This window comes from Actinoplanes sp. G11-F43 (assembly GCF_050589265.1).
Lineage (GTDB): Bacteria > Actinomycetota > Actinomycetes > Mycobacteriales > Micromonosporaceae > Actinoplanes.
Window position 1 is genome coordinate 142,389 of record NZ_JBNZCE010000006.1, and the last position, 19,977, is coordinate 162,365.

Annotated in this window: 18 protein-coding genes; 12 read left to right on the forward strand and 6 right to left on the reverse strand. The window is 70.4% G+C overall.

The window, feature by feature from the left end; translation table 11 throughout:
• Window positions 1-395 precede the first annotated feature (395 nt).
• The 5 genes from ACQ0O7_RS08010 to ACQ0O7_RS08030 form a co-directional block, all read right to left on the reverse strand.
• Window positions 396-1,352, reverse strand: a complete 957-nt coding sequence (locus ACQ0O7_RS08010) for a calcium-binding protein (protein ID WP_430781139.1) — start codon at window positions 1,350-1,352, stop codon at window positions 396-398.
• A 16-nt stretch (window positions 1,353-1,368) separates the two neighbouring features.
• Entirely contained in the window at window positions 1,369-2,262 is an 894-nt protein-coding gene (locus tag ACQ0O7_RS08015) for a 2'-5' RNA ligase family protein (RefSeq protein ID WP_430781222.1), read from the reverse strand.
• Window positions 2,211-3,266 (reverse strand): septation protein SepH, encoded by a 1,056-nt coding sequence (sepH, locus tag ACQ0O7_RS08020; protein ID WP_430781140.1) that lies wholly within the window; start codon window positions 3,264-3,266, stop codon window positions 2,211-2,213. Before sepH ends, ACQ0O7_RS08015 begins: the two co-directional genes overlap by 52 nt.
• A gap of 206 nt (window positions 3,267-3,472) precedes the next feature.
• Entirely contained in the window at window positions 3,473-4,597 is a 1,125-nt protein-coding gene (gene serC / locus ACQ0O7_RS08025) for a phosphoserine transaminase (protein ID WP_430781141.1), read from the reverse strand.
• A complete protein-coding gene (locus tag ACQ0O7_RS08030; RefSeq protein ID WP_430781142.1) occupies window positions 4,594-5,700 on the reverse strand; it encodes a citrate synthase 2 in 1,107 nt (368 codons plus the stop codon). Before ACQ0O7_RS08030 ends, serC begins: the two co-directional genes overlap by 4 nt.
• A gap of 202 nt (window positions 5,701-5,902) precedes the next feature.
• Between ACQ0O7_RS08030 and pdxH the strand changes: the two genes are divergently transcribed.
• The 7 genes from pdxH to ACQ0O7_RS08065 are packed head-to-tail and all read left to right on the forward strand — an operon-like array spanning window position 5,903 to window position 11,710.
• Entirely contained in the window at window positions 5,903-6,526 is a 624-nt protein-coding gene (gene pdxH / locus ACQ0O7_RS08035; protein WP_430781223.1) for a pyridoxamine 5'-phosphate oxidase, read from the forward strand.
• A gap of 29 nt (window positions 6,527-6,555) precedes the next feature.
• A complete protein-coding gene (locus ACQ0O7_RS08040; protein WP_430781224.1) occupies window positions 6,556-7,806 on the forward strand; it encodes an MFS transporter in 1,251 nt (416 codons plus the stop codon).
• A gap of 10 nt (window positions 7,807-7,816) precedes the next feature.
• Window positions 7,817-8,737, forward strand: coding sequence for an aldose 1-epimerase family protein (locus tag ACQ0O7_RS08045; protein ID WP_430781143.1), 921 nt, complete (start codon window positions 7,817-7,819; stop codon window positions 8,735-8,737).
• Window positions 8,737-9,336 (forward strand): nitroreductase family protein, encoded by a 600-nt coding sequence (locus ACQ0O7_RS08050; protein WP_430781144.1) that lies wholly within the window; start codon window positions 8,737-8,739, stop codon window positions 9,334-9,336. Before ACQ0O7_RS08045 ends, ACQ0O7_RS08050 begins: the two co-directional genes overlap by 1 nt.
• A gap of 50 nt (window positions 9,337-9,386) precedes the next feature.
• The gene (locus ACQ0O7_RS08055; RefSeq protein ID WP_430781145.1) at window positions 9,387-9,683 is read left to right on the forward strand and encodes a type II toxin-antitoxin system VapB family antitoxin; all 297 of its coding nucleotides are present in this window, start codon (window positions 9,387-9,389) and stop codon (window positions 9,681-9,683) included.
• Between the two features lie 24 nt (window positions 9,684-9,707).
• On the forward strand, window positions 9,708-10,883 hold the full coding sequence (locus ACQ0O7_RS08060) for an acyl-CoA dehydrogenase family protein (protein WP_430781146.1): 1,176 nt from the start codon (window positions 9,708-9,710) through the stop codon (window positions 10,881-10,883).
• Window positions 10,884-10,924: 41 nt separating this feature from the next.
• Complete coding sequence (locus ACQ0O7_RS08065; RefSeq protein ID WP_430781147.1) at window positions 10,925-11,710, forward strand: DUF4230 domain-containing protein; 786 nt, start codon at window positions 10,925-10,927, stop codon at window positions 11,708-11,710.
• Window positions 11,711-11,828: 118 nt separating this feature from the next.
• On the opposite strand, the gene ACQ0O7_RS08070 is transcribed toward ACQ0O7_RS08065, so the two are convergent.
• The gene (locus ACQ0O7_RS08070; protein WP_430781148.1) at window positions 11,829-12,029 is read right to left on the reverse strand and encodes a PspC domain-containing protein; all 201 of its coding nucleotides are present in this window, start codon (window positions 12,027-12,029) and stop codon (window positions 11,829-11,831) included.
• 368 nt (window positions 12,030-12,397) lie between these two features.
• Here ACQ0O7_RS08070 and ACQ0O7_RS08075 point away from each other — a divergent pair, with 368 nt between their 5' ends.
• From ACQ0O7_RS08075 to ACQ0O7_RS08095, 5 genes are all read left to right on the forward strand, one after another.
• Window positions 12,398-14,260, forward strand: a complete 1,863-nt coding sequence (locus ACQ0O7_RS08075) for a DUF5941 domain-containing protein (protein WP_430781149.1) — start codon at window positions 12,398-12,400, stop codon at window positions 14,258-14,260.
• Between the two features lie 593 nt (window positions 14,261-14,853).
• Entirely contained in the window at window positions 14,854-16,140 is a 1,287-nt protein-coding gene (locus tag ACQ0O7_RS08080) for an ABC transporter ATP-binding protein (RefSeq protein ID WP_430781150.1), read from the forward strand.
• 80 nt (window positions 16,141-16,220) lie between these two features.
• Window positions 16,221-16,700 (forward strand): ATP-binding protein, encoded by a 480-nt coding sequence (locus ACQ0O7_RS08085; RefSeq protein ID WP_430781151.1) that lies wholly within the window; start codon window positions 16,221-16,223, stop codon window positions 16,698-16,700.
• Between the two features lie 94 nt (window positions 16,701-16,794).
• Window positions 16,795-17,535, forward strand: coding sequence for a beta-phosphoglucomutase family hydrolase (locus tag ACQ0O7_RS08090; protein WP_430781152.1), 741 nt, complete (start codon window positions 16,795-16,797; stop codon window positions 17,533-17,535).
• A 51-nt stretch (window positions 17,536-17,586) separates the two neighbouring features.
• Window positions 17,587-19,950 (forward strand): glycoside hydrolase family 65 protein, encoded by a 2,364-nt coding sequence (locus tag ACQ0O7_RS08095; protein WP_430781153.1) that lies wholly within the window; start codon window positions 17,587-17,589, stop codon window positions 19,948-19,950.
• The last annotated feature ends 27 nt before the right edge of the window (window positions 19,951-19,977 follow it).

Genomic DNA, 19,977 nt, shown 5'->3' on the forward strand with positions numbered 1-19,977 from the left:
TCCATGTATACACCGGGTTTATAGTTGTCGTCAGGCGAGGGGCAGGGCTGGTCGAAGGAGGGCGGATGTCGATGTCGACCGATCATGGGCACGTCGAGCTGGTCGTGATGGCGTTTCGTTGCCGGCACTGGCATCGGCACCCGGTTGCCGGGCGCGATGACCGGGCTCGTCGGCGAGCTGACGCCTGTGGCGGGCTCGGGCGAGCAGTGCAGGCCGCGAGGTGTGACGTGGGCGCCGAGTTCCTCCGGGGCCGCACGTCGAACCACTTCCGCACCGGTCAGCGACGTCTGTTCCCACGCCCTGGCGGCATCAGGGCCGGATTGCGCGGCAGAGCGGGGCGACGGGTGCCGGAGCTGATCGATGGTCCGGCCAGGCGGCGGCGAGGGCGGCGCCGGTCAGGGCACGGCGGTGACGATCTCGCAGTTCGCGGTGGTGTCGTTCGGGCGGACCTCGGCGGTGTCGCCGGTCGTGTGCGCGCCGCCGTCGAGGCTGTCGGCCGCGGTGTCGTAGTCCGAGCCGCCGGCCCGGTCTACCGAACCGTTCAGCAGGTCGTCGCCGTCGTCGCCGAAGAGCCGGTCGGCGCCGGTGCCGCCGTGGAGCCGATCGTCGCCCTCGGCGCCGTAAAGGGAGTCCGCGCCGGGACCGCCGGAGACCCGGTCGTCGCCGAACCCGGCGTCGACGGTGTCGTTCCCTTCGGCGTCGAGGATCGTGTCGTCGCCGTCTCCGGCCCAGGTGAAGTCCTTGCCGGCGCCAGGGAAGACCAGGTCGTCGCCGTCGCCGCCGTTCAGGTGATCGTCACCGGAGCTGCCGAGCAGGGTGTCGTCGCCGATCCCGCCCTGCAGCAAGTCGCCGCCCGGCAGTGCGCCTCCCCGCAGGAAGTCGTCACCCTCCCCGCCGTAGATCTTGTCGGCGCCCTGATCGCCGTTGAGGGAGTCGGTGCCGGTGCCGCCGTAGAGCCGATCCCGGCCGGTGCCACCGCGCACGTCGGCGTAGAGCGCGGTCTTGTTGGCGAAGACGTCGTTCCGGTCGCCGAGCCGGACGTCGACGGTCACCTGACCGGTCGAGCGGATCGCGCAGCGCACCTTCGTCACGTCGCCCTTGACTGCTGTGCAGCCCTTGCCGGTGCGGATCCGGTGCCGGTCGTCAACGGTGACCGTGTTGCCGGAGCGGAAGATCTCCACCTGGTTGGCCTTGCCCGTCCCGGCGACGAACTCGACGTGCTGGGCGTCGCCGGAGACGAACACCCGGGCCCGGCCGGAGGTGGCGGCCATCGCGGGCGTGCCGGTGGCGAGGACCGCGACGGTGACCGCGACCGCCGTCAGGAGGCGGGACGACAGGGTGGCACGTGCCATCGGACCTCCCGGAAAGTCACTGCAGGTATCCGTTCCAGAGCCGATGGTATTCCCCGCCCGCGCTGCTGACCAGGGAGAACTCCTCGACCGTCCAGGCTGGCCCGGTGTAGTCGGCCAAGGCGTCGGCAATCCGTTGGTCGAACCGGTAGGAGACCGTCAGATGCGGACTGAAGGGCCGTGGATCGGCAGGGAGGCCGACGGCGGTCAATGAGGAGCGCACCGTCGCCTGGAAGTTGTGCAGTGCCGGGCCGTCGCTCGCCACACCGGCCCAGACGACCGGGCCGAACCGTCCGGCCCCGGACAGTCGAAGACGGAACGGCGTGATCAGGGGCATCGCACTCAACGCGCGCATCACCGTCGCGCGGTCCGGTATGCCGCTTTCACTAGGGGAATATCTTTCGCGTGGAGTACCGCCCTTGTCCGGTATCTCCCCGAGGAAGAGCAGCGTGATGTGCCACTTCGCGGCCTGGCGCGCGGAGGCGGAGAGGTGGGCGGAGGCGGAGAGGTGGGCGGAATCCGAGAGATGGGCGGAAGCGGAGAGGTGGGCGGAGGTAGTGCGGTTGGTGGACGCGGTGTAGTTGCTGGAGGTAGCGCGGTGGATGGAATCAGCGCGGCGCGCGGAGGCGGCCTGATGTGCGGGGGCGCCGTGGCGGGTGGAGGTGTCGTGGTTCGCGGGGGCGGCCTGATGTGCGGGGGCGCCGTGGCGGGTGGAGGTGTCGTGGTTCGCGGGGGCGGCCTGGTGCGCGGGGGCGCCGTGGGGCGGGGCGGGGCTGGACTCCGGCGCGGACGCTGCTGGTAGGTGGTGGCGCAGGTGTTCGCGGGCTTCCTCGGACGGGAAGAGCGCGACGAAGAGGCGGCTCAGGAGGACTCGCGGGCCGCCGGGCCGCCGCCGAACAGGACGTCGTCCCAGCTCGGCAGGCGCTTGCGCGGCTTGTTGCTCTCCTCCGACTCGGTGCCTGCCGGCGACGGGGCCTGGCCGACCGTGCGGCGGGGGCGCAGCACCGCCAGCGACGGCACCGCCGGGACCTCCTTGGGCAGGTCGGAGTCGTCGTCGAAGGCCGAGCCGGAACCGCCGCCCATCAGGGCCGCGGCGCCCCCGCCGACCGGGCGGCGGGCCGCAGTGTCCAGGCCGCGGCCGGACGAGCCCTCCAACGGCCGGTCCAGTGAGGCGAGCAGGGCGTCCCGGCTGGCGCGGATCGAGTCGCGGGTGCCGGCCCGGGCGGCCGGGTCGGCGCTGGGCAGGCCGTGGCCACCACGGCTCGGCTCACTGCTGCGGGCCGGGCCGGGCAGGCCGTGGCCGCCCCGCTCCGGTGCCGGCTCCTGGCCGAGGATCTGGGTGGGGCGCTCGGCGCACAGATACTGCGCCATGTCGTCGTGCGGCGAGACCACCTGGCGGCCCTTGTCGAGGTCCCAGATGGCCTGCGCGGTGGCTTTGCCGGACGGCCAGGTGGCGATGATGCGCCAGGTGCCGTCGTCGCGGCGGAACGCGTCCCAGGAGATCTTCTCAGTGTCGATGCCGTGCTGGGCGAGACGGCTGTCGACCACCTCGGCGAGCGGCTGACCGGAATCGGACGTCTTCAGCCGGGTGCGGCGGGCGTGCTGCGCCAGCATGGCGCGCTCCTGAAGGACCGGGCCGGCGTAGCGCAGGACCCGGTCGACGGGCACACCGGCGATCCGGGCGACCTCCTCGGCGGAGTCACCGGAGCGGATCCGGGCCTGGATGTCACGCGGGGAGAGGGAGGGCGTCGCATTCTCGGTGAGCACGGCGACGGCGGTGCCGGGGGCGGCGGGGCCCTCGGTCAGGACTCCGGAGACCCGATCGTCGATGGGTAGTGCGAGAAGGCGCCCGACCTCATCGGCGAGCACGAGAGCCTGTCCGTCCTCGGAGAGGGCGACGAAGCGTACCGGCCGCATGCGTTGCCTCCGTCTCGTCGCGTTGGCCTGTGCTCCCGAGAGTCATTCACGGGGGCGCGTTTCGGAACACGGTACGCGCCCCGGTCACCCAATGGGGGTATGCCACGCCGTCAAACTGCTGACCAGCGGAGATGATCTTCGCTGTCGTCATCGGTCATGAATACCCCCAGCCAACTATTCGTACCATCCCGATCGGAAGTCCGCGATCAGAGACGCTCGACGACATAGTCGATACAGGTGGTGAGAGCGGCCACATCGGTCGGGTCGACGGTCGGGTAGAGCGCCACCCGGAGCTGGTTGCGGCCGAGCTTGCGGTACGGCTCGGTGTCCACCACGTCGTTGGCCCGCAGCACCTTGGCGATCGCGGTGGCGTCCACACCCTCGGCGAAGTCGATGGTGGCGACCGCCGCCGACCGCAGCGCCGGATCGGTGACGAACGGCTCGGCGAACGACGACCGGTCGGCCCAGCCGTAGATCGCGGCCGCGCTCTCCGCACTGCGCTTGACCGCCCAGGAGAGTCCTCCCTGCGCGTTCATCCAGTCCACCTGCTCGGCGGCCAGGAAGATGGTGGCCAGGGCGGGCGTGTTGTACGTCTGGTCCAGCCGGGACTGCTCGATCGCGGTGACCAGGTCGAGGAACTGCGGGATGTACCGCTTGGACGCCTTGATCGTGAACGCCCGCTCGATCGCGGCCGGCGACATCAGGGCCAGCCAGACACCTCCGTCCGAGCCGAGCGCCTTCTGCGGGGCCAGGTAGTAGACGTCGGTCTCGCGCAGGTCGACGTCGAGGCTGCCACCGCCCGAGGTGGCGTCGGTGAGCACCAGCGCGCCCGGGTCGGCGCCGGCCACCCGGCGGACCGGCACGGCCACCCCGGTGGACGTCTCGTTCTGCACCGAGGCGTAGACGTCGACTCCGGCCTCGGCGGTCAGATAGGCCGCCTGGCCGCCCGGCGCCCGGTGCACGGTCGGCTCGGCCAGGAACGGCGCGGTGGCGACCGCCTGCACGAACTTGGCGCCGAACTCGCCGAACTCGGCGAACTGCGCTTTCTCGCGGACCAGGCCGAACGTCGCGATCTCCCAGAACGCGCTGGTGCCGCCGTTGGCGAGGACCACCTCGTAGCCGTCCGGCGCGGCGAAGAACTCGGCCAGGCCCCGGCGCAGGCGGGCCACCTGGTCCTTCACCGTGCTCTGCCGGTGGGAGGTGCCCATGAACGTGCGGGACACCGCGGAGAGCGCCTCGACGCCTTCGGGACGGACCTTGCTCGGCCCGGAGCCGAACCGTCCGTCGACGGGCTTGATCGCGTCAGGGATCCGGATGTCAGTCACGGTCACACATTATGCGGGAGCTGATCCCAGCCCTCGACCTCCTGCGGCTTCCGCGGCCCTGGTCCCACATAGTGGAGGCCGGGGCGCAGGATCCGGTTGAGCCGCTTCTGCTCCAGGATGTGCGCGCTCCAGCCGGCCACCCGGGCGCAGGTGAATATCGACGTGAACATGTGCGCCGGGACCTCGGCGAAGTCGAGCAGCACCGCGGCCCAGAACTCGACGTTGGTGAACAGGTCCTTGTCCGGCTTGCGCTCCCGCAACTCGGCCAGGGCGGCGGTCTCCAGGGCGGCTGCCACCTCGTATCGCGGGGCGTTGAGATCCTTGGCGATCCGGCGGAGCACCTTGGCCCGCGGGTCGACCGCGCGGTAGACCCGGTGGCCGAAACCCATCAGGCGCTCGCCACGGTCCAGGTAGTCCTTCACATAGGCCTCGGCGTCGCCGGCCCGCTCCACCTCCTCCAGCATCTGCAGCACCCGGGTCGGTGCGCCGCCGTGCAGCGGGCCGGAGAGCGCGCCGATCCCGGAGGAGATGCAGGCGGCCGCGTCGGCGCCGGTGGAGGCGACGATGCGGGCGGTGAAGGTGGAGGCGTTCAGGCCGTGCTCGCAGGCGGCGATGAAGTAGGCGTCGACGGCCTTGACGTGACGCGGGTCCGGCTCGCCGCGCCACCGGCGCATGAACCGCTCCACGATGGTCTCGGCCTTGTCGATGTCCTTCTGCGGGACGGCCGGCAGGCCGAGGCCGCGGGCCGCCTGGGCGACGAAGGAGAGCGCGGTCACCGAGACCCGGGCCAGATCCTTGCGGGCCTGCTCGTCGGAGATGTCGAAGAGCTGGGACAGCCCCCAGTAGGGCGCCAGCATGGCCACCGCGGACTGCACGTCGACGCGGATGTCCCCGGAGTGCACCGGCACCGGGAACGGCTCGGCCGGTGGCAGGCCCGGCCCGAACCTCCCGTCGACCAGCAGGCCCCAGACGTTGCCGAAGGAGACCTGTCCGATCAGGTCCTCGATGTCGACGCCGCGGTATCGCAGCGCGCCACCGTCACGATCGGGCTCGGCGATCTCGGTCTCGAACGCGATGACGCCCTCGAGCCCCGGCTTGAAGTCGGTCACGGCACTCCCTGTGGAACCGAACTGCGGTGGGTGATTCATCTTGCCCGCCGGGTAACCGCCCGGTCGACCCGCCGCGATTGTGCTCTCGATGACACCCATCCTGATTCACCTGACGTTTGATGGCGGGGGACTTAGCGTCGTTTCCGTCCCTGGGGCGAGTGGAGGAGCTGCCGTGGTCACCGAACCGCCGTCACCGGCCGGGATGCGCCGGGACTACACCGAGTGGCCGCCACTGACCGAGAGCGGACTGGCGGCGACGTGGCCGGAGCAGTTCGCGAGCTGGTTCGCCGACGCGACCGCCGCCGGGCTGCCGGAGCCGAACGCGATGATCGTGGCGACCGCCGACTCGCGGGCCCGGCCGTCGGCACGGACGGTGCTGCTCAAGGCGTACGACGGCGATGGTTTTGTGTTCTTCACCAACTACCGGTCGCGCAAGGGCGCGGAGGCGAGCGAGAACCCGTACGCCAGTCTGGTCTTTCCGTGGTTTCCCATGCAGCGCCAGGTGATCGTGGCCGGGGCGGTGGAACGGGTGGGCCGGGCCGAGACCGAGGAGTACTTCGCGTCCCGTCCCCGGGGTTCCCAGCTGGGCGCCTGGGCCAGCCCGCAGTCGACGGTGCTGCCCGGTGCGGAGTCACTGGACGCGGGGCTCGCGGCGGCCGCCGAGCGATTCGACGGTCAGCCGGTTCCGCCTCCACCGCATTGGGGCGGATTGCGGGTACGCCCGGACACGGTGGAGTTCTGGCAGGGCCGCAGCAGCCGCTTGCACGACCGGCTGCGATTCCGGCGTACCGGCGACGACTGGGTGGTCGAGAGGCTCGCGCCTTGAGCGAGGGCGCCACCGAGCCCCGGTCCTGGATGATCGACACCCGGCCGCTGAGTGTGCCGACCTTCCGGCGGACCTGGATCGGGAACAGCGCGGCCTATTTCGGCTTCCAGTTCACCGCGGTGGCGGTGCCGGTGCAGATGTTCGCGATCACCGGGTCGGCCACCTGGGTCGGGCTGCTGGGCGTGGCCGGGCTGGTCCCGCTGCTGATCTTCGGGCTCTGGGGTGGTGCCGCCGCCGACGTGGTGGACCGCCGCAGACTGCTGCTGTTCAGCTCGGTGGTGACCTGGGTGACCACGGTGCTGCTGCTGGTCCAGGCGGTGCTCGGGGTGCGCAGCGGGCATCTGCTGCTGGCGCTGATGGCGGTGCAGTCGGCCGGGTTCGCGGTGAGTTCGCCGGCCCGGCAGGCGATCGTGCCGCGGATCGTGCCGGAGCCGCTGGTCCCGGCGGCGAACACGCTGAACTACACGGCCACCACGGCCGGCGGGGTGCTCGGGCCGCTGGCCGCCGGGCTGATCATGGGCATCTGGTCGACGGACAGCGGGATCGTCGTCGCCTATGCCTTCGACGCGCTGCTGTTCACCGTCACGTTCTGGGCGACCTGGAAACTTCCCGACATTCCCCCTGGTGTACGGGTGGGGGAGGCCGAGAAACCGAGTGCCGGCCTGCGCGGCATCGTGATCGGGCTGAAGTTCCTGGTCACCCAGCCGGTGCTGCTGCTCTCCTTCGCGGTCGACCTGGTCGCGATGGTGTTCGCGATGCCCCGGGCGCTGTTCCCGGCGGTGGCCGAGGAGCAGTTCGGCGGGGGAGCGGCGGTCGGCTGGCTGTACAGCGCGATCGCCATCGGCGCGATGGTCGGCGGGCTCACCTCCGGCTGGATCGGCCGGGTGCGGCGGCAGGGGCTGGCGCTGATCGTCGCGGTGGTCGGCTGGGGTCTGGCGATCGGGCTGGCCGGGATGGCCACCAGCCTGTGGCTGATGGTGCTGCTGCTCGCCGTGGCCGGGATGGCCGACCTGGTCAGCGCGGTCTACCGGCAGACGATCATGCAGACGTTCGCGCCCGATCACCTGCGCGGGCGGCTGCAGGGGGTGTTCACCGTGGTGGTGGCCGGCGGGCCGCGCCTCGGCGACCTGCGGGCCGGTGCGACAGCCGACCTGACCAGCGTCGGCACCTCCTGGGTGGGCGGCGGTCTGGTGGCCGCCGGGCTGGCCGTGGTGCTCGGTCTCAGCTCACCGGCGCTGATCCGCTACCGGCCCGAGCGGGACGGGGTGGCCGACCGATAGTGTCGCGGGTATGAGCGCAGAGTCAACCGCCAAGTCCGGCGTCCAGTGGTCGATCGAGGCGGGCGGGCACCGGGCCGTCCTGGCGGAGGTCGGCGGGACGCTCCGGTCGTATTCGGTCGGCGGTGTCGACATCCTGGACGGGTTCACCACCGAGGAGATCTCCCCCGGTTCGGCCGGGCAGATCCTCGCGCCGTGGCCCAACCGGATCCGGGACGGGAAGTACGAGTTCGAGGGCACCGCCTATCAACTCGCGCTGACCGAGCCGGCCCGCAGCAACGCCATCCACGGCCTGGTCAACTGGTCCCGCTGGCGGCTGGTGTCGCAGGCGGCGGACGCGGTGACGCTGGAGTTCGACCTGCCCGGCCAGGTCGGCTACCCGTGGTCGCTGGTGCTGCGCGCGCACTGGTCGGTCTCGGCCGACGGGCTCAAGTGTGTGCAGGAGGTCGTCAACACGGCCGACACGAACGCCCCGTGGGGTTACTCGGTTCACCCGTACCTGCGTCTGCCCGGCCTGACCGTGGACGAGACGGTGCTGCACGTGCCGGCCGGCTCCCGGATCATGGCCGACAGCCGGCTGCTGCCGATCGGCGCCACCAAGATCGCCGGGACCGAGTTCGACTTCACCGAGCCGCGCCGGATCGGTGACCTGGTGCTGGACACCACCTTCGGCGACATCGACTTCGACGCCGACGGGATCACCTCGGTCACCCTCGCGGACGCCGGCTCGGACCGGCGCATCGTGGTGTGGGCCGACGGCAGGTTCCGCTACTGGCAGGTCTTCACCGCCGACACGCTGCACGGCGAGCGGTTCCGCCGGTCCATCGCGGTGGAGCCGATGACCTGCCCGCCGGACTCCTTCCGGACCGGCCGGGACCTGGTCGTCCTCGCTCCGGGCGAGACCTGGTCGGCCTCCTGGGGCATCCGCTTTTAATGGACTTCGACGAGGTGGTCCGCCGGCGGCGGATGGTGCGGGGGTACGACCCGGACCGCCCGATCCCACCCGAGCTGGTCGACAAGATCGTCCGGCACGGGCTGCGGGCGCCGTCGGCGGGCTTCTCTCAGGGCTGGGCCTTCCTGGTGCTGACCGAGCCGGCCGACCGCGAGCGGTACTGGGCGAGCACCGCTGGTGACGGCCCGGCGGACGGCTGGCTGACCCGGATGCGGACCGCGCCACTGATCATCGTGGCGCTGTCCAACAAATCTGCATATATTGATCGATACGCGGATGCCGACAAGGGCTGGACGGACCGGGACGAGTCACGCTGGTCGGCGCCGTTCTGGGACATCGACACCGGGTTCGCCGCCCTGCTCATGCACCTGACCGCGGTCAACGAGGACCTCGGCTCCTGCTTCATCGGCCTGCCCGCGGCCCGGGTGGGTTCGTTCAAGGAGGCGTTCGGGGTGCCGGCCGAGTTCAGCCCGGTCGGGACACTCACGATCGGCTATCGGGGTGCCGACAAGAGGTCACCGTCACTACGGCGCGGCCACCGGCCGGTGGACGAAGTGGTGCATCATGGCCGCTGGGCCTGATCGGCCCACGGTTACGCTGGATTACGGTTCTCACGGAAAGGGCAGCCGCAGTGATCTTCAAAGCGGTCCGGGACGGAGCCCCGTACCCCGATCACCACACCACGCTGAAGGCGTGGGCGGAGATTCCGCCGCGCCCGATCCGGCTCGCCGATCTCATCACCACCAAGCGTGAGCTGGCACTGGACAAGCTGCTCGCCGAGGACTCGACGTTCTACGGCGATCTGTTCCCCCACGTCGTGGAATATCAGGGCCACCTCTACCTGGAGGACGGGTTGCACCGGGCGTTGCGCGCGGCCCTCCAGCAACGCAATCAGATCCACGCACGTGTATTGATCGTGGAGGACTGACGCCTCACCCGTTAGCTTGAATCCATGGGTGTCAGACCTCTTGACCTGCTGGATCTTGACGATTTGCTGAGCGAGCAGGAGCGCGGCGCCCGCGCTCTGGGTCGCCGGGTGGCCGACGATCACGTCCGGCCGGCCGTGGCGGAGTGGTATGAGAACGGCGATGTCCCGGTCCGTGAGCTGGCCATCGAGTTCGGCAAGGCCGGGCTCTTCGGGATGCATCTGAGTGGGTACGACCTGGGCGGCTCGACCACCGTCGCGCTCGGGCTGGCCTGTATGGAGCTGGAGGCCGCCGACTCCGGGATCCGTTCGCTGGTCTCGGTGCAGGGCTCCCTGGTGATGTACGCGATCTGGCGCTACGGCTCGGAGGAGCAGAAACTCCGGTGGCTGCCGGAGCTGGCCGCCGGCCGCTCGATCGGCTGCTTCGGCCTGGCCGAACCGGATCACGGCTCCGACCCGACCGGCATGTCCACCCGGGCCACCCGGGACGGCGACGACTGGATCCTCGACGGCGTCAAGACCTGGATCCTCAACGCGCCCATCGCCGACGTGGCGATCGTCTGGGCGAAGGCCGAGAAGGGTGTCGTCGGGTTCGTCGTGCCGACTGACGTGACCGGTTACACCGCCCGGGAGATCAGCCACAAGATGTCGCTGCGGGCGTCCAGCACCGGCGAGATCAGCCTGGCCGGGGTTCGCCTCCCGGACAGCGCCCGGCTGCCCGGCGCCCGCAGTCTGATGGCCCCGCTGTCCTGCCTGACCGAGGCGCGGCTGAGCATCATCTGGGGGGTGCTCGGGGCGGCCCGGGACTGCCTCGACACGGCATTGGACTACGCCGGCACGCGAGAGCAGTTCGGCCGGCCGATCGCCGGTTTCCAGCTCACCCAGGCCAAACTCGCCGACATGGCCCTGGAACTGCAGAAGGGGTTCCTGCTCGCGCTGCATCTGGGGCGACGGCGGGACGCGTCCGACCGGCCGCTGCGGCCCGAGCAGATCAGTGTCGGGAAGCTGAACAACGTCCGGGAAGCCATCAAGATCGCGCGGCAGTGCCGGACCATCATGGGTGGCAACGGGATCCTTTCCGAGTACCCGGTGATGCGTCACGCCAGCAATCTGGAGAGTGTGCTGACGTACGAGGGCACCTCGGAGATTCATCAGCTGTCGATCGGTCAGAAATTGACTGGTTTGAACGCCTTTGCGCACTGATCGACGTGCGGAATGTCGCACCCCCTCCGTACCTTTAGGGCATGGCCGAATCGCCTTCCCCCGCTGACCCCACGGCGCCCGTCCCCCGCGAGTCCACCAGCGAGTTCCCGGTCGTGCGCGAGCCCGGCCAGGTCCCGCCGGCGGCTCCGGGGCCGCCCGTCGCCGAGGCGGTCGAGCACAAGCCGAGCACCTTCGCCCGGCTGCTGATCTTCGTCTTCTTCATCTTCGCGTTGATGGTGCTCAGCTGTTTCGGGCTGCGGGCGATCAACGTGCTGCCCACCTTCGACAACCCGTTCGCCGATCAGACCACCGACCGCAGCCAGCCGGTGCTCCTGCAGTCCATGCGTGACCTGGAGCGGTTCGTGGCGGCCGACGGCACCTTCCAGGTCATCGTCGACATGCAGGAGAACAAGGACAACATCCCCGACTTCCTGGTCAACCGGCGCACGCTGTTCGTCGGGTCGGGCACCGTGGAGACCTATGTCGACTTCAGCGTCCTCTCCGGCGACGCGCTGAAGATCGACGAGGAGAAGAAGACGATTGAGCTGACCCTGCCCGCGCCGCAGCAGTCCACCGCGGCGCTCGACATGGAGCGCAGCTATGTGGTGGCCGAGGAGCGCGGCCTGTTCAACCGGATCGGCGACGCCTTCAGCAACGACCCGACCAAGGAGCAGAAGGTCTATCAGCTCGCCCAGCAGCGGATCACCGAGGCGGCCCGGGCCAGTGGGCTGGACCAGCGGGCCCGGGACAACACCCAGCGCATGCTGGAGAGCCTGTTCGCCCGCCTCGGCTACACGACGGTGACGGTGACGTTCACCGCCCCGTAAGCGTGACGGCTCCGGGCGCGCCGCGCCCGGAGCCCGAAACCGCTACGTGGTGACGTCGGGTGCGCTCCGCACCCGNNCGGTTCCGGTGCGGATCGCACCGGAACCGGCCACGGTAGGGTCAGCGCTCGTTCGGCATCAGGAACCAGAGCGCGATGTAGATCAGGAACTGCGGGCCGGGCAGCAGGCACGAGACGACAAAGAGCAGCCGGACCGTGTTCGGGCGCATCCCGAAACGCTGGGCCAGGCCGGCGCAGACGCCGGCGATCTTGCGGTTGTGTCGGGGGCGGGAGAACGTGCGGCTCGTGAGGGGGCTGGTCACTCTCATCCACTCCTTCGGCGGTGGTCCGGTTGTTGTCTCCCGGACCACTTCAACGGTAAGCACGGAGTGCCCGCCCTCCCTCGTTCTACGGATGGATGCCGGCGGGCAAGCTCCCGTAAGGGTCTCCCGTACCCGGTGGACGCCCACTGTTAACCTGAGGCGGTTTCGGGCCCGGTGGCCCGGCCCGGTGCGCACGTGCCGTCCTGGCTGCTCAAAGCCCGGCCGTGGGTGACCCCTGACAGGCGAGGGCCAGGCCCGGTGAGATCCGGGCCGGATATGGCCTCGGTCACGACAGGACCGGCCGGACGTGCCTGACTCGTTGGTTCCAGAGTGTGCGCTCTTCGAGGAGGCAATGCGGTGGTGCTCGGGTGACGCTGGCCGTCCTGACCCCCCGGACCGGACGCGACATGCCGGACAGCGAGGCCGACCGGCTCGCCGGAGATCTCACCGCCGCTCTGCGGGCGGCCGGGGTCACCGTGATCGACCGGCTCGCTCCCGGCAGCGACGAGGGTGGTCACCTCCGCGATCTGGCCCGCCGTGCCCGCGACGCCGGTGAGCCGCTGCTGATCTGCGCCGACAATCTGGTCGCCCACGGCAGCCTGCTCTGGACGCTGGCCACCGAGCCGGCCGGCCGCAGCACCGTGCTGGTGGCCGCCGACCCGGACGGTGACCTCAAGGAGGACCGGGGCCGGGTGATCCCCGCGCCGCCGGGCGCCGGGACGACGCGGTTCCTGGGCGCGATGTGCGTCGCGCCGGCCGATCTGCCGCTGCTGGAGAAGGCCGCCGACCAGCCGGAGCCGCTGGCCCAGATGCTCGCCGACGGGTTCGTGCCGGTGGCCACCCGGGTGCGGCTGCTGCACGCCGAGCAGGTGGACCGGCCGGAGCGGCTGGCCGCCGCCCGGGACGCGATCGCCGCGATCGACGAGGACAAGGCGCGCCTGCGGTTGGCGGTGAAGGAGCAGGACGACTTCTTCACCACGTACGCGGTGAGCACCTGGTCGCCCTGGGTGACCCGGACGGCCGCCCGCCTGCGTCTCACGCCGACCGCGGTGACCGGTCTGTCGGTGCTGTTCGCGGTCGGCGCGGCGCTGCTGTTCTGGCAGGCGTCCCGGCCGGCGATGATCCTCGGCGGGATCCTGCTCTACCTCGGGTTCGTGCTCGACTGCGTGGACGGGCAGCTGGCCCGGTACACCCGCAACTTCGACGCGTTCGGCGGCTGGCTGGACACGATGGCCGACCGGGCCAAGGAATACACCGTGTACGCCGGGCTGGCCGCGGGCGCCGACCGGATGGGCCTGCCGTACGCGTGGCCGCTGGCGATCACCGCGATCCTGTTGCAGACCGCCCGGCACATGACCGACACCTGGTACGGCGCCCTGCACGACGAGGCCGCCGCCCGTCCCGCCCCGGCCGCCGCGGCCGGGGGAGTCGGGGCCCGGCTGACCGCCGCCTCGGTGAAGGCACAGAGCCAGCGCGGCTCGCTGATCTACTGGGCCAAGCGGATCGTGGTGTTCCCGATCGGTGAGCGCTGGGCGCTGATCTCGGTGCTCGCCGCCGTCTCCAACGGACGGGTCACGATGGCCGCGGTGGTCGGCTTCGGGCTGCTGGCGGCCGCCTACACGCTGGCGTTGCGGTCGTTGCGGGCGCTGTCGATGCGGGTCGGGGTGCTGCACACGGTCGACACCATGCGGCACCGCGACGACGGCCCGCTGGTGCGGTCCATCCTGAGCCGGGTCGGTGCCGGGCGGCCGTTGCCGTTCGCCGCCCTGTTCACCGTGTACGCCCTGGCCGCCGTCGCGGTCCTGGCCACCGGCGACCCGGCCCGGTACCCGTGGCTGCTCGCGCTGGTGGTGGTGCCGGTGCTGGTCACCGGTTTCCCGGCCCGGACCCGGCACGGCGGCGCCCTGGACTGGTTGGTGCCGGCCGCGCTGCGGGCCGCGGAATACCTGGTGGTGGTCGCGGTCGGGCTGTACGGCTCGGTCCACCCGGCGGTGATCTTCCTGCTGCTGTTCACGCTGACCCTGCGGCACTACGACCTGACCGCCCGGATGGAGAAGGGCGCGCCCGCCACCGGTGCGGGCGGCGCGCTGCTCGGCTGGGACGGCCGGGTCCTGTTGCTGGTGCTGGCCGGTCTGCTCGGCTACGCCACGGTGGGCACGGTGGCGCTGGCCGTCGCGGTGGCGGTGTCCTTCACCGTGACCGCCGCGAAGGACTGGAAGGCGTCCCGCTAGCCGGCAGCCACGCGTGCCGCCTAACGGTGCGAAACGCACCGCAAGTAACCACACGGCGTAACCCGAGGTCGTGCGTGGCCCGTCGCGGTGCGAATCGGACCGTAAGTTGGCACGTGGGGTGGCCCGGGGTCGTGCGTGGCTCGTTGTGGTGTGGATCGGACCGTAAGTTGGCACGCGGGGTGGCCCGGGGTCGTGCGTGGCCCGTTGCGGTGCGAAACGCGCCGTAAGTTGGCACGCGGGGTGGCCCGGGGTCGTGCGTGGCTCGTTGTGGTGTGGATCGGACCGTAAGTTGGCACGCGGTGCGGGGCGCATTTGCCCGGCGGCCGCGTTTTGGTCGGGTGGGGCGCCGTTCTCGCGTGGTCGAAGCGTGCATTTGTGGCTGCTTTTGTGGGGCTGTGGGGCGTACATCCGAATGGTTGTTATGTGCACGTTCACAGCCGTGACCTGCGTGTTCACGAACCGGTAATCGAATGATCACTATGTGCAAATGGCACTTTCGCCCGATGGCGAAGCATTGACGCCCCTCGCAGAGTTAGGGCCCGATCGCGGACCGTCGTGGGTTTCGGGATCGCACTCGATGCGGGAGGTTGACGGTGTCCACCGTCGCGCTCAAAGACGTCACCAAGATCTGGCCGGACGGCACCTACGCCGTCGACAACGTCAGCCTGGAGGTGCGGGACGGCGAGTTCATGGTCCTGCTCGGGCCCTCGGGATGTGGCAAGTCGACGGTGCTGCGGATGATCGCCGGGCTGGAGGATCCCACGCGAGGGGACATCCTCCTCAACGGTGAGCCGGTGCTGGAGCTGCCGCCGCGGGACCGCAGTATCGCCATGGTGTTTCAGGATTTCGCGCTCTATCCGCACATGACCGTCGCGGAGAACATCGGTTTCCCGCTCAAGCTGTCCGGTGTGGAGCCGGCGCCGCGGCAGGACCGGGTGGGCACGATCGCCGGCGCGCTGGGCATCGGCGAGGTGCTGGGGCGGCGTCCCGGCCAGTTGTCCGGCGGGCAGCGGCAGCGGGTGGCGATGGGCCGGGCGATGGTGCGCCGGCCGGGGATCTTCCTGATGGACGAGCCGCTGTCCAATCTCGACAGCGGGCTGCGTGCCGAGCTGCGCGCGGAGATCACCGGGATGACCCGGGAGCTGGGCGTGACGACCATGTATGTGACGCACGACCAGTCCGAGGCGCTGACCATGGCGGACCGGGTGGCGATCATGCGCCGGGGCGTGCTGCAGGACCTGGGTACGCCGACCGAGGTGTACCGCCGCCCGGCCACGCTCTACGTCGCGGCGTTCCTCGGCTCGCCGAAGATGAATCTGCTGGAGGCCGCGGTCTACGTGCACCTCGATCAGTACATCGCGCTGAAGTTCGGTGAGCAGGCCCTCTACATGCCGTGGAACGACCCGCGGGCACGGGCGGTGGCCCGCTACCACGGCGAGCGGATCGTGGTCGGGATCCGGGCCGAGGCGCTCACCCCGGTCACCCCGGACACTCAGGGCCCGGTCTTCCAGGGGCGGATCCGCTACCTGGAGCACCACGGGCACGAGTCGCTGGCGTATCTCGACATCGGCGCCACCGCGATCGTGGTGGACGAGACGGGTTCGCCCGCGGTCTCCCCGGACGCCGGCGGCGGTGGTGCCTTCAAACGTGCGCTGCAGCGACTTTCCCGTTCGAATTCCGGCCCGGATTCGACCCCGGGGGGACAGCCGGACCTGTTGAACGATCCCGGCCGGCACCACCGCAAGCCGGCCGAGCTGTCCGTCCGGCTGGCTCCGTACCCGCAGGTTTCACCTGGTCATCCGCTTGCGGTGGCGGTTCGGCTGGATGCCCTGCACTTTTTCGACGAGCGCGGCGACCGCATCGACGTGGGGTGGCGCTGATGAACGAGTCACGCCACTTCCGGGCGCGTTCCAGTACGCCTGCTGCCACCGAACGGCCACAGCGCGTAGGCTGCACCACGGTGGAGGACAGGACCGGCCGAAGCGTGCGCTCGGCTCTCGACGGGGAGCCGAGGATCGATGCCGCCCCGCCACGGGTGTGGCCGGTGTTGCTGGACCGCGCGTTCGGCCCGGACGACATCACCGTCCTGCGGCACGAGTCGACCCGGGTGATGGTGGCCGCGGGTCTCGGCGGGGATCGCCTGGACGGCTTCGTGCTGGCCGTCAACGAGGTGATCACCAACGTGGTGCTGCACGCGGGTGGTGAGGGCCGGATCGTTCTCAAGATCGAGGGCGGTTCGGTGTGGTGCGTGGTCACCGATTCCGGCCCGGGCATCCCGGGCGCCTATCTGGACGGCCCGCACACGCCCGAGGCGTTCGAGGTCGGGGGACGCGGTCTGTGGCTGGCGCACCAGTTGTGCGACGAGGTCACCACGGCCACCGGCCCGATCGGGACCTCGATCGGACTGCGGATCGGCATGGACGCGGTTCGCGCTTCTTAGTGAAACACCTGGTTGAACGTGTTGTGAAACGTCCTGGAAATGTGAAGGTGCCCTTCAGGTCTCGCCGCTGAACGTCTCCGGCTACATTGGGCGCGTGCTCGGACTTCCTTCACAGGTGACCGCTTGCCTCTTCGATCTCGACGGCGTGCTGACACAGACCGCGCTCGTCCACGGTGCCGCATGGAAACAGACGTTCGATTCATTCCTGGAATCATGGGCCGAACGGCATGATCAGGAATTCGTGCCATTCGATTCCGGAGCCGACTATCACCGATATGTCGACGGCCGGCAGCGCGCCGACGGCGTGCGGACCTTCCTCGCCTCCCGCGGCATCATCCTGCCCGAGGGCGAGCCCGACGACGCTCCCGACCGGGAGACCGTCAACGGGGTGGGCAACCGGAAGAACATCCTGGTGCTGCAGAAGATCAAAGAGGGCGCCGTCGAGGTCTATCCCGGATCCGTCGAGTACCTGAAGGCGGTCAAGGCGGCCGGTCTGCGCCGGGCTGTCGTGTCGGCGAGCGCCAACTGCAAGGACGTCCTGGAGGCGGCGGGCATCGCCGACCTCCTGGAAGCCCGGGTGGACGGGGTCGTCGCGCGGGAGCGGGGCCTGCCCGGCAAGCCGGCTCCGGACACCTTCCTGCTGGGTGCGAAACTGCTCGGCATCGATCCGGCGAACTGCGCCGTGTTCGAGGACGCACAGGCCGGTGTGGCCGCCGGGCGCGCGGGCGGGTTCGGCATCGTGATCGGGGTGGACCGGGTGGGCCAGGCCGACGCGCTGCGCGAACACGGTGCCGACGTGGTCGTCACCGACCTGTCCGAACTCCTCCAGCCGTAGATCCGTCTTCCATCTGTAAAGACCTCCTGATCAGTTACGAGAGGCACGACCGTGATCCGTGAACGGGCTTATCCCGTCGACCCATGGCACATCCGGGAGACCCGGCTCGACCTGGACCTGCTGGCCCAGTCCGAATCGGTGTTCGCTCTCTCGAACGGGCACATCGGGATACGCGGAAACCTGGACGAGGGCGAGCCGCACGGCCTGCCCGGGAGCTACCTGAACTCGTTCTACGAGCTGCGGCCGCTGCCGCACGCCGAGGGCGGGTACGGGTTCCCGGAGTCCGGCCAGACCATGGTGAACGTCACGAACGCCAAGCTCATGCGCCTGCTGGTGAACGACGAGCCGTTCGACGTCCGGTACGGCGAGCTGCGCTCCCACGAGCGCTGCCTGGACCTGCGCAAGGGCGTCCTGGAACGGGTCGTCGAGTGGGTGTCGCCGTCCGGGCAGGGCGTGCGGGTGCGCACCATCCGCCTGGTCTCCTTCACCCAGCGCGCCGTGGTGGCCTTCCTCTACGAGGTGGAGCCGCTGGACACCGCGGCCCGGCTGATCCTGCAGTCCGAGCTGGTGGCCAACGAGCAGCTGCCGCCGATGAGCAAGGACCCGCGGGTGGCCGCGGTGCTGGACCGGCCGCTGCAGGCCGAGGAGATGCTGGAGCAGCGCACCGGCGGCATCCTGGTGCACAAGACCAAGGCCAGCGATCTGCGGATGGCCGCGGCGATGGAGCACCTGGTGGAGACGCCGGGCCGGCACGCCATCACCACCGAGGGCCACCCGGACTGGCTGCGCACCACGGTGGCCTGCCGGCTGGAGCCCGGCCAGACGCTGCGGGTGGTCAAGCTGGCCGCCTACGGCTGGTCCAGCATGCGCTCGCTGCCGGCCCTGCGCGACCAGGTCGGCGCGGCTCTGGCCAGCGCCCGGCTGGACGGCTGGGACGGCCTGGTCCAGCAGCAGGAGGACTACCTGGACGCGTTCTGGGACCACTCCGACGTCAAGGTCGAGGGTGACCCGGAGGTCCAGCAGGCGGTCCGCTTCGGCCTCTTCCACACGTTGCAGGCCGGCGCCCGGGCCGAGCAGCGCCCGATCGGCTCCAAGGGCCTGACCGGACCGGGGTACGACGGCCACACCTTCTGGGACGCCGAGACCTTCGTGCTGCCCGCCCTGACCTACACCCAGCCGTCCGCGGCGGCCGACGTGCTGCGCTGGCGGCACTCGACCCTGGACCTGGCCCGGGAGCGGGCGCAGACGCTCGGTCTGCAGGGCGCGGCGTTCCCGTGGCGGACCATCCGCGGTCAGGAGTGCTCCGGGTACTGGCCGGCCGGCACCGCGGGCTTCCACATCGCCGCCGACATCGCCGACGCGGTCCGCCGGTACGTGCAGGCCACCGGCGACTACGACTTCGAGCGTGAGGTCGGCCTGGAGCTGCTGGTGGAGACCGCGCGGCTGTGGCGTTCGCTGGGGCACCACGACCGGCACGGGCGCTTCCACATCGACGGTGTCACCGGTCCGGACGAGTACACCGCCATCGTGAACGACAACATCTACACCAACCTGATGGCGCAGCAGAACCTGATGACCGCGGTCGAGGCCTGCAAGCGGCATCCGGACCTGGCCCGCAAGCTGGGTGTGGACGACGAGGAGACGGCGTCGTGGCGGGACGCGGCGGCTGCCGTGCACCTGCCGTACGACAAGGAACTGGGTGTGCACCAGCAGTGCGAGGGCTTCACCCGGCTGCAGGAGTGGGACTTCGAGAACACCCCGCCGGAGGGGTACCCGCTGCTGCTCAACTACCCGTACTTCGACCTGTACCGCAAGCAGGTCATCAAGCAGGCCGACATCGTGATGGCGATGTACATCCGGGGTGACGCGTTCACGCCGGAGGAGAAGGTGCGCAACTTCGCCTACTACGACGCCCGGACCGTCCGGGACTCGTCGCTGTCCGCCTGCATCCAGGCCGTCCTGGCGGCCGAGACCGGGCACCTGGAGCTGGCCCACGACTATCTGGGCGAGGCCGCCCTGATGGACCTGCACGACCTGCACCAGAACGCGCGGGACGGCGTGCACGTGGCGTCGCTGGCCGGCACCTGGATCTCGCTGGTCGCCGGGCTGGGCGGCATGCGGGACTTCAACGGCCAGCTCAGCTTCGCGCCGCGGCTGCCCAGCCGGATCAACAACCTGGAGTTCTCGCTGCTCTGGCGGGAGCTGCGGCTGCGGGTGAGCGTCACTGCGGACGAGGTGACCTACTCGCTGCGCAACGGTGGCGGGCAGGCCCGGCTGACCCTGCTGCACCACGGTAAGGAGATCGAGGTCACCCAGGTCCGCCCGGTGACCATGCCGATCCCCGCCGCGGTGCCGGCCGGCCCGGCGCCGGTCCAGCCGCACGGCCGGGCCCCGGTCCGCCGCGCGGTGCACTGACCGACCACAAGGAAAACGCCCCCGCTC

Coding starts and splice junctions, on each gene's coding strand:
- pdxH (WP_430781223.1), top strand. CDS start 5,903: ATGCGCCGGGACTACACCGAGTGGCCGCCACTGACCGAGAGCGGACTG.
- ACQ0O7_RS08060 (WP_430781146.1), top strand. CDS start 9,708: ATGGGTGTCAGACCTCTTGACCTGCTGGATCTTGACGATTTGCTGAGC.
- sepH (WP_430781140.1), bottom strand. CDS start 3,266: ATGCGGCCGGTACGCTTCGTCGCCCTCTCCGAGGACGGACAGGCTCTC.
- ACQ0O7_RS08045 (WP_430781143.1), top strand. CDS start 7,817: ATGAGCGCAGAGTCAACCGCCAAGTCCGGCGTCCAGTGGTCGATCGAG.
- ACQ0O7_RS08010 (WP_430781139.1), bottom strand. CDS start 1,352: ATGGCACGTGCCACCCTGTCGTCCCGCCTCCTGACGGCGGTCGCGGTC.
- ACQ0O7_RS08040 (WP_430781224.1), top strand. CDS start 6,556: ATGATCGACACCCGGCCGCTGAGTGTGCCGACCTTCCGGCGGACCTGG.
- ACQ0O7_RS08050 (WP_430781144.1), top strand. CDS start 8,737: ATGGACTTCGACGAGGTGGTCCGCCGGCGGCGGATGGTGCGGGGGTAC.
- ACQ0O7_RS08065 (WP_430781147.1), top strand. CDS start 10,925: ATGGCCGAATCGCCTTCCCCCGCTGACCCCACGGCGCCCGTCCCCCGC.